The organism is Ferrovibrio sp. (genome assembly GCF_035304305.1).
Lineage (GTDB): Bacteria > Pseudomonadota > Alphaproteobacteria > Ferrovibrionales > Ferrovibrionaceae > Ferrovibrio.
In genome coordinates this window covers 14,823-29,662 of sequence record NZ_DATGQG010000072.1, presented here as the reverse complement: position 1 = coordinate 29,662, position 14,840 = coordinate 14,823, and the positions used below count along the sequence as shown (strand labels likewise).

The window sequence follows — 14,840 nt, the reverse complement described above, 5'->3', positions numbered from 1 at the left end:
CGAGAAAAGTCGTGTCCGGCCTACGGCCGCCTGCGTCCTCTGTTGCGCCAGCGGCCATATTCCTTACTTGCGCAGTCCCAGACGCTGGATCAGCGTGTCATAGCGCGCCGAGTCGGTGCGCTTGAGATAGTCGAGCAGGCTGCGACGCTTGCTCACCATCATCAGCAGACCGCGACGCGAATGCACGTCCTTCTTGTGCGTCTTGAAATGCTCGGTGAGATTGTTGATGCGCTCGGTGAGCAGGGCCACCTGGACCTCCGGCGAACCGGTGTCGCCCTTCTTGGTGGCGTATTCGTTGAGCAGCGCGGCCTTGCGCTCGGCAGTAATCGTCATCGTCTAACTCCGCGACATCACAGGTTGAACAAACGCAGCGGGCGGACCTCGTCGGCGGAACGCTCGGCCATGCCGACGGCCTTGCCGCCTGCCATGACGAGGATTTCGCCTTCCGGGGGGAGTCCGGGAGCCGCAGTCGCGATCCGTATCGACTGGCCATGCCTGAGGCGGTCGGCCTGAGGGCCGGTCACAACCAGGGCCGGGATGTCGTCCAGCGCGGTTTCAACCGGCAACAGATACGCGTGCGCGGCGCCCTTTTGGCACAGATCGGCCAGTGAATCCAGCGAAAAGGCCGATTTTTCATCGAACCGCCCGACCCGGGTCCGCCGCAGGGCGGTGACATGGGCGCAGGTGCCCAGCGCCTGGCCCAGATCCCGGGCCAGGGCCCGCACATAGGCCCCCTTGCCGCAATCGACCTCGAACACGGCATGATCCGCCTCCGGAATATCCACCAGCCGCAGCCCGTCGATCCGGACCGGGCGGGGCGCCAGATCCGGCGCCCGGCCGGCCCGGGCCAGGTCGTAGGCCCGCTCCCCGGCGACCTTGAGCGCCGAGAAGGCCGGCGGCTTCTGCAGAATCTCGCCGGTGAAGCGCGGCAGGACGGCCTCGATGGCGGCCCGGCCGGGGCGATGGTCCGAGCGGGCGACGATCTCGCCCTCCATGTCGTCGGTCGCGGTGGCCTCGCCCCAGCGCGCGGTAAAGCGGTAGGTCTTGCCGGCATCCATGACCCAGCTGACCGTCTTGGTCGCCTCGCCCAGGGCGATCGGAAGAATGCCGGTGGCCAGCGGGTCCAGCGTGCCGCCATGGCCGGCCTTGGCGGCGTTGGTGAGATGGCGGACCCTGGCGAGGCATTGCGTCGAGGTCAGGCCGGGCGGCTTGTCGACATTGATCCAGCCATGCACCGGCTGGCCGCGGCGGCGTCGGCTCATTCCTCGGGCGTCTCGGTTTTCTCGATATCGGCGCGCACCGTCGGCTGCTGCAGCAGCCTGGACACCCGCTCCGCCTCGTCGAAGCTGTGGTCCAGCTTGAACGAGAAGGTCGGCGCGACCCGCAGGTTGATCTGCTTGACGGCCTCGGTGCGGATATAGGCCTGGGCGCGGTTGAGCGCGGCGATGATCTTCGGCCCGTCCTTGCCGCCCAGCGGCATGATGAAGGCGGTGGCCGCCCTCAGATCCGGGCTGACGCGCACTTCCGTCACCGTCACCGCCAGGTCGGCGAGATCGGGATCGCGGAAATGGCCGTTGCGCAGCACGTCCGAGAGGATATGCCGCAGCTCCTCGCCGACACGCAGCTGGCGCTGGCTGCGCCCGCCGGGCAGTTCGTCACGGCCGCCGCCTGCACGCTTGCGCTGTGCCATACAGCCTGCTCCTGGAAAAAAGGCCGGCGCGCGGCTTACAGCTCGCGCGCCACACTCTCGAGTTCAAAGCACTCGATCACGTCGCCCTGCTGGATGTCGTTGTAGTTCTCGAACGACATGCCGCAATCCATGCCCTGCTTGACCTCTCGGACGTCGTCCTTGAAGCGCTTGAGCGTGGAGAGCTGACCCTCGTGGATCACCACGTTGTCGCGCAGCAGGCGCACCTTGGCGCCGCGCTTGACCAGGCCTTCGGTGACCATGCAGCCCGCGACCTTGCCGACCTTGGAGATGTTGAACACCTCGCGGATCTCGGCGTAGCCGAGGAAGTTCTCGCGGATGGTCGGCGCCAGCATGCCGGACAGCAGCGCCTTCAGGTCGTCCATCAGGTTGTAGATGATCGAGTAGTAGCGGATGTCGACGCCGTCGCGCTCGGCCAGGTCGCGCGCCTGCTTCGAGGCACGGACATTGAAGCCGATGATGGCGCCCTTCGAGGCCGCCGCCAGGGCGACGTCCGACTCGTTGATGCCGCCGACGGCGCCATGCAGCACGCGCACCGCCACTTCGTCGGTGCTGAGCTTCTTTGCCGCCGCCAGGATCGCTTCCAGAGAGCCCTGCACGTCGGTCTTGACGACGATCGGCAGTTCCTTCTGCTCGCCGGCCTTGATCTTGGAGAACATCTGCTCGAGCGTGCCGCGCGCCGACACCGCGGAACGGGCCTCGCGTTGCTTGCGCTCGCGGAACTCGGCGACCTCGCGGGCGCGGGCCTCGTTCTCGACCACGACGAACTCGTCGCCGGCCTCGGGCGTGCCCTGCAGGCCGAGCACCTCGACCGGCACCGCCGGCCCGGCCGACACGACGTTCTTGCCCTTGTCGTCGATCAGCGCGCGCACGCGGCCCCAGCTGCTGCCGGCCACGAAGACATCGCCGACATGCAGGGTGCCGCGCTGCACCAGCACGGTGGCGACCGAGCCGCGGCCGCGTTCCAGCTTGGCTTCAACCACGACGCCTTCCGCCTTGCGGTCCGGATTGGCCTTGAGGTCGAGGATTTCCGCCTGCAGCAGGATCGCCTCTTCCAGCGCATCCAGGCCCTTGCGGGTCTTGGCCGAAACCTCGACCGACTGGACCTCGCCGCCCATCTGCTCGACCACGACCTCGTGGTTCAGCAGCTCCTGGCGCACCTTCTGCGGGTTGGCCTGCGGCTTGTCGCATTTGTTGATCGCCACGACGAGCGGCACGCCGGCCGCCTTGGCGTGATGGATCGCTTCCACCGTCTGCGGCATGACGCTGTCGTCGGCCGCGACCACCAGGACCACAATATCGGTGACCTTGGCGCCGCGGGCGCGCATCTGGGTGAAGGCTTCGTGACCCGGCGTGTCGAGGAAGGTGATCGACTTGCCCGACTGCATATGCACCTGGTAGGCGCCGATATGCTGGGTGATGCCGCCGGCTTCGCCGCTGGCGACGTCGGTCTGGCGCAGCGCGTCGAGCAGCGAGGTCTTGCCGTGGTCGACATGGCCCATGACGGTGACGACCGGCGGACGCGGACGCAGCGTGTCCTCGGCATCCTGCTCGCCGCCCAGGCCGAGTTCGACGTCGGATTCGGCAACGCGCTGGACGCGGTGGCCGAACTCGCTCACCACCAGTTCGGCGGTATCGGCGTCGATGGTCTGGTTGATCGTCGCCATCACGCCCATCTTCATCAGGGCCTTGATGACGTCGACGCCGCGTTCGGCCATGCGATTGGCGAGTTCCTGGACCGTGATGGTCTCGGGGATGACGACGTCGCGCAGGATCTTCTGCTGCTGCTCCGAACCCTGGTGATGCGCCCGCTTCTCGCGCTCGAGGCGGCGGCGGAACGAGGCAACCGACCGCACGCGCTCGTTCTCGTCGAGCGCGCTGGTGATGCTGAGCTTGCCGGCGCGGCGCTGGGCGCCGTCGCGGCCGCGACCCGGGGTCGCCTTCGGCGCCACCGTGCGGGCGCCGGGGCGACGCTTGCCGCTGCCTTCCTCTTCATCGTCGTCCGCCGGACGGCCGGCAGGCGCACCCGGCGCGGCGGCGGTTCCCTGGGTCTCGGCGGCGGCCAGACGGCGGGCAGCCTCGGCTTCCGCCTTCTTGCGCGCCTCTTCCTCGGCCCGCTTGCGGGCGTCTTCCTCGGCCTGGCGGCGCAGCGCGGCTTCGCGCTCGGCATGCACGCGGGACAGTTCGTCCTGGCGGCGGCGCATGTCCTCTTCGGCCACGCGGCGCATCTCGCCCAGCTTGCTGCGGAGGTCGTCGTTGCGGGCGCGGGCCTGCTTCTCTTCCTCGGTCAGCGACTTCAGCACCATGCCGGTCGGACGCTGCGACCGGGCGGTGCGATCCGAACGGCCCGGACGCACATCGCCGGTCGGCTGCGCCGTCATGCGCGGTCCCTGGCGCGGCGTGGCCGCGGCCGGCGACGGGGCTGCAGCAGCGGCCGGGGCGGTTCGGCCCTCGGGCTCGGGCGCGCGCGCCTGCGCAGCAGCCGGAGCGGCTGCCTGGGCAGTCGCCTGCTCGGCGGCGCGGGCCGCTTCCTCGGCGGCCTTGGCGGCCTCATGCTCGGCGAATTTCTCGGCCAGCGATGGCACATGCACGCTGGGCGCCGCCGCGGTGCGGGCCGCCGCGGGCGGCCGGGCAGCCGGCGATGCGGCCGGCTCGGCGGCGGGAGCAGCGGGCTTCGCGGCGCCGGGCGGTACGATGGTGCGCTTCTTGCGCACCTCGACGGTCACCGCCTTGGTGCGGCCATGGCTGAAGCTCTGCCGGACCTGCCCGGTCTCGACCGTCTTCTTCAGCTCCAGCCGCTTGGGCCGCGCCGTCGCCTTTTCCTTGTCCTGCTCGTTCACGTCGCTCATACCTAATCCGCTTCCGCCTGCCGCCACGCGGCTCTCTACTCGTCCCGCCACTGCCGCAACCGCTTCACCCCTGCGAAGTCAGCCGCGCCAGCAGCGCCATATCCGCCGCAACCCGACGCGTCAGCGGCGTCTGCTGCGACATGGGCCCGTCCTGCCACAATCCGGCACGCCGGGCCCTGGCAACCTGCTCGGCCACATGCGCCGACCAGGCTTCCACACTACGCGCCGCCAGATCCTCCGGCACGCGCACCTTGCGCTTGGCACCGCGGGCAAACGCGCCCTTGGACCTCGCCAACTCCACCGCCCCCGGCGCCGGTGCGAGCCAGAGCCCGCGTCCCGGCAATACACGCGCCGGGTCCGGCACCACCACGCCAGCCGCATCCACGGCGAAGCGCAGCAACGCGTCCGGGTCGGCCCGCACGCCGGTCAGAATGCACCGGCGCTGCGGCCTGCCCGGCATCCGGTCAGGCCTCGGCGCCGCCTTCCTGGCCGCCGTCCTGCTCGTCGCCGAACCAATGCTGACGCGCCGCCATGATGATGGCGTTCGCATCCTCATTCGAAAGCCCCTCGCCGACGATTTCCTGCAATTCGTCGCCGGCCAGGTCGGCGAGGTCATCGAGCGTCTTCACGCCCTTCTCGCCCAGCGCCACCAGCATCGCCGGCGTGAGGCCGTCCATCGCGGCCACCTCGTCGGTGACCCCGAGCGCCTTGCGCTTCTCTTCCATTTCGGCATTGACGCGGTCGACATACTCCACCGCGCGCTCATGCAGCTCGTTGGCGATGTCGCCGTCGAAGCCCTCGATTTCCGCCAGTTCCTCGACCGGCAGATAGGCGAGTTCCTCGACCTTGGTGAAGCCTTCGGTGACCAGCAGCTGGGCCAGCGTCTCGTCCACATCCAGCGCATCGATGAAGAGCTGGCTGCGCTCGCGGAATTCCTTCTGGCGGCGCTCGGATTCTTCTTCCTCGGTCAGGATGTCGATGTCGTAGCCGGTCAGCTGCGAGGCCAGGCGCACGTTCTGGCCGCGGCGGCCGATGGCGAGCGACAGCTGGTCGGTCGGCACGACGACCTCGACCGAATTGGCTTCCTCGTCGAGCACCACCTTGGCGACTTCCGCCGGGGCCAGCGCGTTGACGATGAAGGTGGCCGGATCGGGCGACCACTTGATGATGTCGATCTTCTCGCCCTGCAGCTCGTTCACCACCGCCTGGACGCGGCTGCCGCGCATGCCGACGCAGGCGCCGACCGGATCGATGGAATTGTCGTTGGACAGCACGGCAATCTTGGCGCGGCTGCCCGGATCGCGGGCGACGGCGCGGATCTCGATGATGCCGTCATAGACTTCCGGCACTTCCTGGGCGAACAGCTTGGCCATGAACTGCGGATGCGAGCGCGACAGGAAAATCTGTGGCCCGCGCGGCTCGCGGCGCACGTCGTAGATATAGGCGCGCACGCGGTCGCCCTGGCGGAAGGTCTCGCGCGGCAGCAGCTCGTCGCGGCGGATGATCGCCTCGGCGCGGCCGAGATCGACCGTCACGTTGCCGTATTCCACGCGCTTGACCTGGCCGTTGATGATCTCGCCGATGCGGTCCTTGTATTCGTTGTACTGCCGCTCGCGCTCGGCCTCGCGCACCTTCTGCACGATCACCTGCTTGGCGGTCTGGGCGGCGATGCGGCCGAAGTCGATCGGCGGCAGCGGCTCGGCGATCACGTCGCCGATCTGGGCGTCGGGATTGCGGCGCTGCGCTTCCGCGAGGCCGATATCGGTCGCGTCGTTCTCCACCTTCTCGACGACCTGCAGATGGCGCTCCAGGCGGATCTCGCCGGTCTTGCGGTCGATCTCGGCATGGATGTCGTTTTCCAGGCCGTAACGCGAGCGCGCCGCCTTCTGGATCGCGTCTTCCATCGCCATCAGCACGACGTCGCGCTCGATGGCCTTTTCGCGCGCGGCGGCATCGGCAGCCTGCAGCAGCTCGAGCCGGTTGAAACTGGTTACCGTTTCCATTGTTCCTGTTCCTCGAACTCTTTACCTGAACCTCATTCGGCCGCGCCATGCGCGCCGGCCGGCGAACGCCCGGCCATGCTGGCGGCAATCAGATCGTCGGTGACCACCAGCTTGGCATTGGCGATCTCGGCCACCGGCAGCCGCTGCTCGCCGCCGGATTCCTCGTCCTGCAGCACGATCTCCGCGCCCGACAGGCCGCGCAGACGGCCGCGGAAGCGCTTGCGCCCGTCCAGTGGACGGCCCAGCTCCACCTTGGCCTCGAAACCCTTGAACCGCTCGAAGTCGGCCGGCTTCACCAGCGGGCGGTCGAGACCGGGCGAGGACACTTCGAGACGGTAGGCGCCGCTGATCGGATCCTCGACATCGAGCACGGCGCTGATGGCGCGGCTGACCTCGGCGCAATCCTCCACGGTGATGCCGCCGTCATGGGGCGCACCGCCGGTGTCGCGCTCGAACATGATCTGCAGGACGGGACGCTGCGAACCCATCAGCCTGACGCGCACGAGCTGGAAGCCCATCGCGTCCAGCGTTGGCGCAATCATGTCCGCAATCTTACTCACCGCATCCATGCGTTGGCGACAAACCCTTGATGTTGCTGATCTTTTGCAAGCCAGCCAGAAGCAAATGGCAGAAACGAAAAATGGGCCTCACCGGCCCATCTTCAAACTCCCGATCCGACCTAGGACCCGGCCAGCAATGTTGGACGCTGTTATAGCGGCAAATTCAATGAATGCAAGGCCTTTCACCGGTCCGGGCGGCCTCTCCGGCTCCCCCCTGGGGCGCCCTCAGCGGTCCATGATCCGCCGGGCGGCAAGCACGGAAAACGCCCCCAGCAGCAGCCAGAACAGCAGATTCAGCCCCAGCAGCAGGACGGCATCCTCCCCGGCGGGATATTCCATCGGGTAGGGCGGCAGGATGGGCGGCGCGTCCGGCGGTGCATCGAGCGGCAGCGCCCCGCCGATGTCACCGGTCAGGCTGTCGGTTCCCAGGCCGGTATGCTCCCGCCAGGCCGAGGCCGGCGCCAGCAGGGGCGGGGCGGCCAGCAGGGCCAGGCCGATCAGCCGCCAGCGGTCGGCGACCGCCAGCAGCAGCCAGAGGCCGGCCCCCGTCACCGCCACGGTGAAGATCCAGAACAGCAGTGCGCCGCCGTCTTCGGTCGGGATCACCCCGGGCGGCTGCGCCGGCTGGCACCAGAGCGGCGCCAGCACGGCGGCGGCGAAACCGCCGGCGCCCCAGAGCAGGCTGCGGGGGTAGCTCGGCAGGCCGTGCAGCCGGTAGGCCAGCTGCAGCGCCAGCCCGCCGGCCAGGCCAATGCCGACATGCTGCAGCAGGAAGGTCTCGCGGGCGGCGATATCGGGCATGATCGGCGGATCGACGACGGCCCGCACGATCATCACCGACAGGGTGGCCAGGACCGCCGCCATGGACGCGGCGGCGATCAGACGGAGCGGCATGCCCCTCCTCCCGACTCTCAGACGCGCCTGAGACGATAGTAATGCGGGACCCGGCCCGCGGCGATGGCCTTCTGCTCGTACTTGCTGGCGGGCCAGTCGTCCGGACGCTGCAGCCAGTCGCGGCTGCGCTCGGCCGTCCACGCGAAACGCGGCTCGGCGAGGATGTGGTACAGCATCCAGCGCTGGTAGTCCGGCACGTCGGTGGCCAGCCGCAGCTCGCCGCCGGAGGGAATGATCCGCGCCCAGTCGGCCAGGGTGTCGGCATTGACGATGCGACGCCACTGGTGGCGCTTTTTCGGCCAGGGATCGGGAAACAGCACGAAGCCGCGCGCCACCGAATTGTCCGGCAGCGCCTTGAGCAGCAGCCGCGCGTCATCGGTCAGGATGCGGATGTTGTCGCGCGTATCGCCCCGCTCATGGCGATCGGCGATCTGCATCACCAGCTTGGCGACGCCATGCTCGTAGGGTTCGACGCCGATGAAGCCGATCTCGGGATGGCGCTCGGACAGCTCGAACATGTGCCCGCCATCGCCGAAGCCGATCTCGACCCAGTAGGCCTGTTTCGGCGCCGGGAACAGACTGGCCGGATCAAGGACCGTGCCCGGCTCGGGCGCGGCAAAACGCAGGCGCGGCAGCCAGGCTGCGAAGCGGTTTTCGCGGGTGGGGGAAAGCTTGCGGCCGCGGCGGCGCCCGTAGATCAGGCGCCGCTTCGCGGCCGCGGAGTCATGGTCCGACACTTAGCGGACGTTGAACGCCGACTTCAGGTCCCTGACCAGATCGGTCTTTTCCCAGGAGAAGCCGCCGTCCTTGTCCGGCTTGCGGCCGAAATGGCCGTAGGCCGCGGTGCGTTCGTAGATCGGGCGATTGAGCTTGAGATGCTCGCGGATGCCGCGGGGCGACAGGCTCATCAGCTCCTGCAGCACCTTGGCAATCCTCTTCTCGTCCGCCTTGCCGGTGCCGAAGGTGCTGACATAGACCGACAGCGGATGCGCCACGCCGATGGCGTAGGAAAGCTGGATCAGGCAGCGGTCGGCCAGGCCGGCGGCGACCACGTTCTTCGCCAGATAGCGCGCCGCATAGGCGGCCGAGCGGTCGACCTTGGTCGGGTCCTTGCCCGAGAAGGCGCCGCCGCCATGGGGTGCCGCGCCGCCATAGGTGTCGACGATGATCTTGCGGCCGGTCAGGCCGGCATCGCCGTCGGGGCCGCCGATGACGAATCGGCCGGTCGGGTTGACGTAGAAATGCTCGTCATCGCACATCCAGCCCTTCGGCAGGGCCTTCAGCACATAGGGGCGAACGATGCGCTTGATGTCGCCGGATTCGAGCTCGCGGCCCTTCTTGTCCTTGGCGGCATGCTGGGTCGAGACGACGATGGCGGTGGCGCCGGTCGGCTTGCCGTTCTTGTAGAGCAGCGTGACCTGGCTCTTGGCGTCGGGGCCCAGCAGCGGCTCCTTGCCGCTGTGGCGCGCCTCGGCCAGCAGCTTGAGGATGTTGTGCGACAGCTGGATCGGCGCCGGCATCAGCTCCGGGGTCTCGTTGCAGGCGAAGCCGAACATGATGCCCTGGTCGCCGGCGCCCTCGTCCTTGTTGCCGGCGGCATCGACGCCGACCGCGATGTCGGCCGACTGGCCGTGCAGCAGCACGTCGACCTTGGCGGTCTTCCAGTGGAAGCCCTTCTGCTCGTAGCCGATCTTCTTGATGGTGGCGCGGGCCACCTCTTCGATCTTCTTCTTGTTCACCGCGCCGGATTTCGACACCAGGCTGCGCGGGCCGCGGACTTCGCCGGCGATCACCACGCGGTTGGTGGTGGTCAGCGTCTCGCAGGCCACACGGGCATAGGGGTCTTCCTTCAGGAAGAGGTCCAGCACAGCGTCGGAGATCTGGTCGCAGACCTTGTCCGGATGACCTTCGGAAACCGACTCACTGGTGAACAGATAGGACGAACGCGCCACGCTCTTATCTCCTTTGTGGCCGCGCCAACCGGCCCCCGAGCTTCAGATCTTCCCGCACCGGCGCTTGGCGCTCGCCGGAATTGGGATCGTGGAAAGCCCGGTTATTTCGCAGAGCTTGCGGTTCGGGTCAAGATATCCCGCCATGTCAGGGCGGTGGCCGGCTTTACGCCGCCTGGTCTTCCTGGGCGCCGGCGGCCATGGCACGGACGAGTTCCATGACGCGGCGGCGCAGCGTCGGATTGGTGACCGACTGGAAGGCGCGCAGCAGCTCGATATCCTCGCGGCTGAAGGTGGCGAGCGGCGGGGTTTCCTGCGGCGCCGCCTCGAGCAGGGTGCCGTTGCGGGCCTCCACCGGCTGTCCCTCCAGGCCTTCGAAGAACCAGCCGGGCGGCACGTCAAGCACAGTGGCGAACTGGTAAAGGCGGCTGGCGCCAATCCGGTTGGTGCCCTTCTCGTATTTCTGGATCTGCTGGAAGGTCAGCCCGATGGTCTGGCCCAGCTTGTCCTGACTCATGCCGATCATGGTCCGGCGCAGCTTCAGGCGGTTACCGACATGAACATCAACCGGGTTTCGGGACACTGGACTCACCTCACACTGAACAACGCTACACAATAAAATCCGGCGGGCGGGCTTCACACTGCGGCCCGCCTCCCCAACGCCTGTCTTTTATGTAGGAGCCAAGGTTCTAGATGCTCGCCTATGGTGCGGTCAATGGCTTCGCGCACGTCGCGCCATGCGCCAGCCGAACAGCAGCCATGCCGCGACAAACAGCCACACCGGCTTGTCGTCCCAGCGCGCATAAAGCGTCGGCGGCAGCGCCGCGGGCAGCGGGCCGTCCACCACGCCGATCGCGTTGAGCCCGAGCCGCGCGAGCACGCGGCCATAGGGATCGACGATCGCGCTGATGCCGTTGTTGGCCGCGCGCACCAGCGGCAGGCCCTGCTCGACGGCGCGCATGCGCGAGGCGGCGAAGTGATGGAACGGCCCGGTGGACTGCCCGAACCAGGAATCGTTGGTGATATTCAGCAGTAATCCGGGCCTGGAGCCGTCACCGGGCACCATTTCGTCGGGAAAGATGGCCTCGTAGCAGATCAGCACCCGGGCATCGGGGAGGCCCGGCAGCGGCAGCGCCGATGCCGTGCTGCCGGAGGAGAAATCCACCGCGCCGACCGCCAGCTTGTCGAGCCCGAGCGGCGCCAGCAGGCCGCGGAACGGCAGATATTCGCCGAACGGCACCAGATGCATCTTGTCGTAGCGCGCCGCGATCGCGCCGGTGCCGTCCAGCGCGAACAGGCTGTTGTACAGCGTCAGCTTCCCCGCGGCGTCCAGGCTGCGGCGGATGCCGCCGGAAATCAGCGCGCCGCCGGGCGGCGCCAGCCGCGCCAGCGCCTGCCGCAGCGCCTCGGCTTCGTCGAGCAGATAGGGAATGGCGGTTTCCGGCCAGATGATATGGGTCGGCGCGGTTTCGCCCGGACGCAGGCTGAGCTGGATATGCTGTTCGAGATTCTTCTGCCGCAGCTCGTCCACCCAGCGCAGGGTCTGCGGAATGCTCGGCTGCACGAGGCGCAGGCGGATGCCGGGTTCGGTCTGCACCGGCCCCGCGGGCAGCCGCAGTGCGCCGGCCGCAACGATGGCGACAAGACCGAGCGGCAGGAGCAGCGCCGCCTGTCGGACGCGCCGCGTGCCGCCCGGATGCAGCGCGATGGCCGCGCCGCTGCAGGCCAGCAGGGTCGCGACGCCCAGTCCGTGGCTGCCGATCCAGGCCGCGGACTGCATCGCGGCCGGCCAGTCGGCCCAGACATAGGCGACCAGATTCCAAGGGAAGCCCGTCATGACGAAGCCGCGCAGCAATTCGCCAAGCGTCCAGCCCGCGGCAAACAGCAGGAAGCGCCAGACGCGGCTGTCGCCCGCCAGCCGGCAGGCCAGCCAGATGCCCGCCGCCGGATAGAGCGCCATCAGAAGCGGCAGGCCGAGCACCGGCAGCGGCAGCAGCAAGGCAAAGCGATCGGCATCGACGAAGAAGGCGATGCCGATCCAGTAGAGGCCCGCGACGAAATACGCATAGGCAAACGCATAGGCGGTGAGGAAGCAGCGCCAGCCATGGCCGCTTTCCGCCAGCATGAGCTGCAGCGCGATGAGGCAGAGCAGCGCGACGGGCCACAGGTAGAGCGGCGCATGGGAGGCGGCCAGCAGCGCGCCGAGCAGGGCAGCGAGCAGATAGCGCCGCCAGCCGGCCAGCGCCTGCAGACCGGCGATCACCCGCGCCAGCAGCGCCATGTCAGGCGGCGTCGGCGCTGGGCTGCGGAGGACGCAGGCGGATGCGCACCCGTTTGATCCGCCGCGGATCGGCGTCGAGAATCTCGAAGGCCAGTCCGGCCGGATGCTCGATCAGTTCGCCGCGCAGCGGCACGCGGCCGATATGGGCCACGATCAGGCCGCCCACGGTATCGATATCGTCATCCTCTTCGGGATCGAGCAGGCGGCGGCCGACCTGTTCCTCCAGATCCTCGATCGGGCAGCGGCCATGGGCCTCGAACAGGCCGTCGGCGCGCTTCACCAGCAGCGTGCCCTCCGCCTCGTCATGCTCATCGTCGATCTCGCCGACGATCTGCTCGACCAGGTCCTCGATGGTGACCAGGCCGTCGAGGCCGCCGTATTCGTCGACGATCAGCGCCATGTGGATGCGGGTGTCGCGCATCTCGCGCAGCAGTTCGAGCACCGGCTTGGACGGCGGCACCACCAGCAGGCGGCGCATCACCTTCTCCAGCGAGAATCCCTCGCGGCCGGCCAGATAGGGCAGCACGTCCTTCACGTGCACCATGCCCATGATGTCATCCAGTGACTCGCGGTAGATCGGCAGGCGCGAATGCTCGGCCTCGATCAGCGTCTGCACCAGCTTGTCGAAGGCGATGTCATGCGGCACGGCGATGATGTCGGTGCGCGGCACCCGGATCTCGCCGACGCGCAGGTCGCCGACCTCGAGCACGTTGCGCAGCAGCGCGCGTTCGGCGGTCTCCTCCGGGGTAACCGCCTCGCCGGCATGTTCCTCCAGCAGCTCCTCGATGCTTTCGCGCAGGGATTCCTCGCCGTCGCGGCCGCGCAGCAGGTTCACCAGCCGCTTCCAGAGCGTGCCGCCATGGGCTTCGCGTGCCTCGCTCATGCCGCCCTCTTCGGCCGGGCGGCCGCCGCCTTCTTCGGCTTCTTCACCGGTTTCGGCGCGGCGCGGCGCGTCACCGCAACATAGGGATTGGCGATACCCAGCGTTGCGAGGATCTCGACCTCGCGCGGTTCCATGGCGTTGGCTTCCTCTTCACTCATGTGGTCGTAACCGATCAGGTGCAGCACGCCGTGCACGGTGAGATGCACGACGTGATCGGCCAGGCTCTTGCCCTGCTCCGCCGCCTCGCGGCGGCAGGTGGCAAGGCCCAGCGCGATGTCGCCGAGATAGTCCGGCGGGTTGCGCGGATCGACGGCCGTCTCGGCCGGAAAGGACAGCACGTTGGTGGGCTTGTCCTTGTCGCGCCAGCCGGCATTGAGCTTGCGCATCTCGGCATCGTCGGTGAGCAGGATGCTCACGCCCGTCTCGCGCGGCGCGATCTCGTCCTTCAGGGCCGCGCGCACGGCGCGGCGCAGGGTGGCGGAAACATTGGGCATCGCCTTGCGCCAGCCGTCGCTCGCGATGCGGATATCGACGGCAACCGGAAACCGGCGACTCGATCCTTCAGGCATGGCGGTCTCAGCGCCGCGGCCGGCCGGAACCGTCGGGACGGCTCAGGCCCAGTTCGTTGTCGCGCTGGGCATAGGCGCGCACGATCTTGGTGACCAGCGAATGGCGCACCACGTCGGCCTCGCCGAAGCGCACGAAGGAGATGCCCTCGATGCCGTCGAGGATGTCGAGCGCATCGCGCAGGCCCGAGGGCACGCCGATCGGCAGGTCGATCTGCGACAGGTCGCCGGTCACCGCCAGCCGGGAATTCTCGCCCAGGCGGGTGAGCAGCATCTTCATCTGCACCGGCGAGGTGTTCTGCGCCTCGTCGAGAATGACATAGGCGTTCGACAGCGTGCGACCGCGCATGAAGGCGAGCGGCGCCACCTCGATCTCGCCGCTCTCGAGGCCCTTCACCACGCGCTCGGGCGGCAGCATGTCGTAGAGCGCGTCGTAGAGCGGCCGCAGATAGGGATCGATCTTCTCGCGCATGTCGCCGGGCAGGAAGCCCAGCCGCTCGCCGGCTTCCACGGCGGGACGCGACAGGATGATGCGGTCGACGCGGCCTTCCAGCAGCATGGAGACCGCCATGGCGACGGCGAGATAGGTCTTGCCGGTGCCGGCGGGGCCGAGGCCGAAGACCAGTTCGTGCTTCTGCAGCGCCTGGACATACAGCTTCTGCGTCGGCGAACGCGGGATGATCAGCCGCTTGATGGTCCGCACGGCGCCTTCCGGCGCCGGCCGATCACCCGCTGCTCCGCCGCGTTCCGTCCGCTCGCGCGGTTTGGCCGTCACCGGTGCGCTCATCGAACCTCCCGTTTCCCCCGCCCTCTGGCCTGCCTGCGCCATGCGGATGGCGCCGTCCACGTCGCCCATCTCGACGACGCCGCCCTTTTCCAGCCGTCCGTACAACTCGCTGAGCACGGTCTGCGCGTCGCGGCGGCCCTCCTCGGGGCCGCTGATCATCAGCCGGTTGCCGCGCGGGGTGACCGAGACGCCGAGCTGCTGCTCGATCCGCGCCAGATGCCGGTCATGCTCGCCGAACAGCAGCGCCAGCAGGCGGTTGTCGTCGAATTCGAGGACGATGGGTTGACCGGATGGCGCCGGACCGCGTGCATCGCTCACAGGCTTCAGCCTTTCGCTTACGAGCAGTTCTCTGTGCCGCGC

15 protein-coding genes are annotated in these 14,840 nt (G+C 68.4%); all 15 read right to left on the bottom strand.

The features are described from left to right. Positions 1–63: 63 nt before the first annotated feature. Positions 64–333, bottom strand: a complete 270-nt coding sequence (gene rpsO, locus VKZ87_RS08960) for a 30S ribosomal protein S15 (RefSeq protein WP_324220908.1) — start codon at positions 331–333, stop codon at positions 64–66. A gap of 17 nt (positions 334–350) precedes the next feature. After that, the gene (gene truB / locus VKZ87_RS08955) at positions 351–1,262 is read right to left on the bottom strand and encodes a tRNA pseudouridine(55) synthase TruB (RefSeq protein ID WP_324220907.1); all 912 of its coding nucleotides are present in this window, start codon (positions 1,260–1,262) and stop codon (positions 351–353) included. Beyond that, positions 1,259–1,690, bottom strand: coding sequence for a 30S ribosome-binding factor RbfA (gene rbfA, locus VKZ87_RS08950; protein ID WP_324220906.1), 432 nt, complete (start codon positions 1,688–1,690; stop codon positions 1,259–1,261). Before rbfA ends, truB begins: the two co-directional genes overlap by 4 nt. 35 nt (positions 1,691–1,725) lie before the next feature. Continuing rightward, positions 1,726–4,557 carry a translation initiation factor IF-2 gene (infB, locus tag VKZ87_RS08945; protein WP_324220905.1) on the bottom strand — a complete coding sequence of 944 codons (2,832 nt, stop codon included), beginning with the start codon at positions 4,555–4,557 and terminating at the stop codon, positions 1,726–1,728. Between the two features lie 64 nt (positions 4,558–4,621). Beyond that, complete coding sequence (locus VKZ87_RS08940; protein WP_324220904.1) at positions 4,622–5,017, bottom strand: DUF448 domain-containing protein; 396 nt, start codon at positions 5,015–5,017, stop codon at positions 4,622–4,624. A 4-nt stretch (positions 5,018–5,021) separates the two neighbouring features. After that, positions 5,022–6,560 carry a transcription termination factor NusA gene (nusA, locus tag VKZ87_RS08935; RefSeq protein ID WP_324220903.1) on the bottom strand — a complete coding sequence of 513 codons (1,539 nt, stop codon included), beginning with the start codon at positions 6,558–6,560 and terminating at the stop codon, positions 5,022–5,024. A gap of 32 nt (positions 6,561–6,592) precedes the next feature. Then, complete coding sequence (gene rimP, locus VKZ87_RS08930) at positions 6,593–7,129, bottom strand: ribosome maturation factor RimP (protein WP_324220902.1); 537 nt, start codon at positions 7,127–7,129, stop codon at positions 6,593–6,595. Positions 7,130–7,345: 216 nt separating this feature from the next. After that, positions 7,346–8,014: a CbtA family protein gene (locus VKZ87_RS08925; protein WP_324220901.1), complete on the bottom strand. Its 669-nt coding sequence runs from the start codon at positions 8,012–8,014 to the stop codon at positions 7,346–7,348. A 17-nt stretch (positions 8,015–8,031) separates the two neighbouring features. Further along, the gene (gene trmB, locus VKZ87_RS08920) at positions 8,032–8,751 is read right to left on the bottom strand and encodes a tRNA (guanosine(46)-N7)-methyltransferase TrmB (RefSeq protein WP_324220900.1); all 720 of its coding nucleotides are present in this window, start codon (positions 8,749–8,751) and stop codon (positions 8,032–8,034) included. Further along, positions 8,752–9,966 (bottom strand): methionine adenosyltransferase, encoded by a 1,215-nt coding sequence (gene metK / locus VKZ87_RS08915; RefSeq protein ID WP_324220899.1) that lies wholly within the window; start codon positions 9,964–9,966, stop codon positions 8,752–8,754. It lies immediately after the preceding gene. A 163-nt stretch (positions 9,967–10,129) separates the two neighbouring features. Further along, the gene (locus tag VKZ87_RS08910) at positions 10,130–10,546 is read right to left on the bottom strand and encodes a helix-turn-helix transcriptional regulator (protein WP_324220898.1); all 417 of its coding nucleotides are present in this window, start codon (positions 10,544–10,546) and stop codon (positions 10,130–10,132) included. Positions 10,547–10,675: 129 nt separating this feature from the next. Next, a complete protein-coding gene (lnt, locus tag VKZ87_RS08905; protein WP_324220897.1) occupies positions 10,676–12,244 on the bottom strand; it encodes an apolipoprotein N-acyltransferase in 1,569 nt (522 codons plus the stop codon). A 1-nt stretch (position 12,245) separates the two neighbouring features. Further along, positions 12,246–13,127: a hemolysin family protein gene (locus tag VKZ87_RS08900; protein ID WP_324220896.1), complete on the bottom strand. Its 882-nt coding sequence runs from the start codon at positions 13,125–13,127 to the stop codon at positions 12,246–12,248. Then, positions 13,124–13,696, bottom strand: a complete 573-nt coding sequence (gene ybeY / locus VKZ87_RS08895) for an rRNA maturation RNase YbeY (protein ID WP_324220895.1) — start codon at positions 13,694–13,696, stop codon at positions 13,124–13,126. Before ybeY ends, VKZ87_RS08900 begins: the two co-directional genes overlap by 4 nt. Positions 13,697–13,703: 7 nt before the next feature. Beyond that, the gene (locus VKZ87_RS08890; protein ID WP_324220894.1) at positions 13,704–14,798 is read right to left on the bottom strand and encodes a PhoH family protein; all 1,095 of its coding nucleotides are present in this window, start codon (positions 14,796–14,798) and stop codon (positions 13,704–13,706) included. Positions 14,799–14,840: the final 42 nt, after the last annotated feature.

Coding starts and splice junctions, on each gene's coding strand:
- ybeY (WP_324220895.1), bottom strand. CDS start 13,696: ATGCCTGAAGGATCGAGTCGCCGGTTTCCGGTTGCCGTCGATATCCGC.
- VKZ87_RS08925 (WP_324220901.1), bottom strand. CDS start 8,014: ATGCCGCTCCGTCTGATCGCCGCCGCGTCCATGGCGGCGGTCCTGGCC.
- rimP (WP_324220902.1), bottom strand. CDS start 7,129: ATGGATGCGGTGAGTAAGATTGCGGACATGATTGCGCCAACGCTGGAC.
- lnt (WP_324220897.1), bottom strand. CDS start 12,244: ATGGCGCTGCTGGCGCGGGTGATCGCCGGTCTGCAGGCGCTGGCCGGC.
- rbfA (WP_324220906.1), bottom strand. CDS start 1,690: ATGGCACAGCGCAAGCGTGCAGGCGGCGGCCGTGACGAACTGCCCGGC.
- nusA (WP_324220903.1), bottom strand. CDS start 6,560: ATGGAAACGGTAACCAGTTTCAACCGGCTCGAGCTGCTGCAGGCTGCC.
- infB (WP_324220905.1), bottom strand. CDS start 4,557: ATGAGCGACGTGAACGAGCAGGACAAGGAAAAGGCGACGGCGCGGCCC.
- rpsO (WP_324220908.1), bottom strand. CDS start 333: ATGACGATTACTGCCGAGCGCAAGGCCGCGCTGCTCAACGAATACGCC.
- truB (WP_324220907.1), bottom strand. CDS start 1,262: ATGAGCCGACGCCGCCGCGGCCAGCCGGTGCATGGCTGGATCAATGTC.
- VKZ87_RS08940 (WP_324220904.1), bottom strand. CDS start 5,017: ATGCCGGGCAGGCCGCAGCGCCGGTGCATTCTGACCGGCGTGCGGGCC.
- VKZ87_RS08900 (WP_324220896.1), bottom strand. CDS start 13,127: ATGAGCGAGGCACGCGAAGCCCATGGCGGCACGCTCTGGAAGCGGCTG.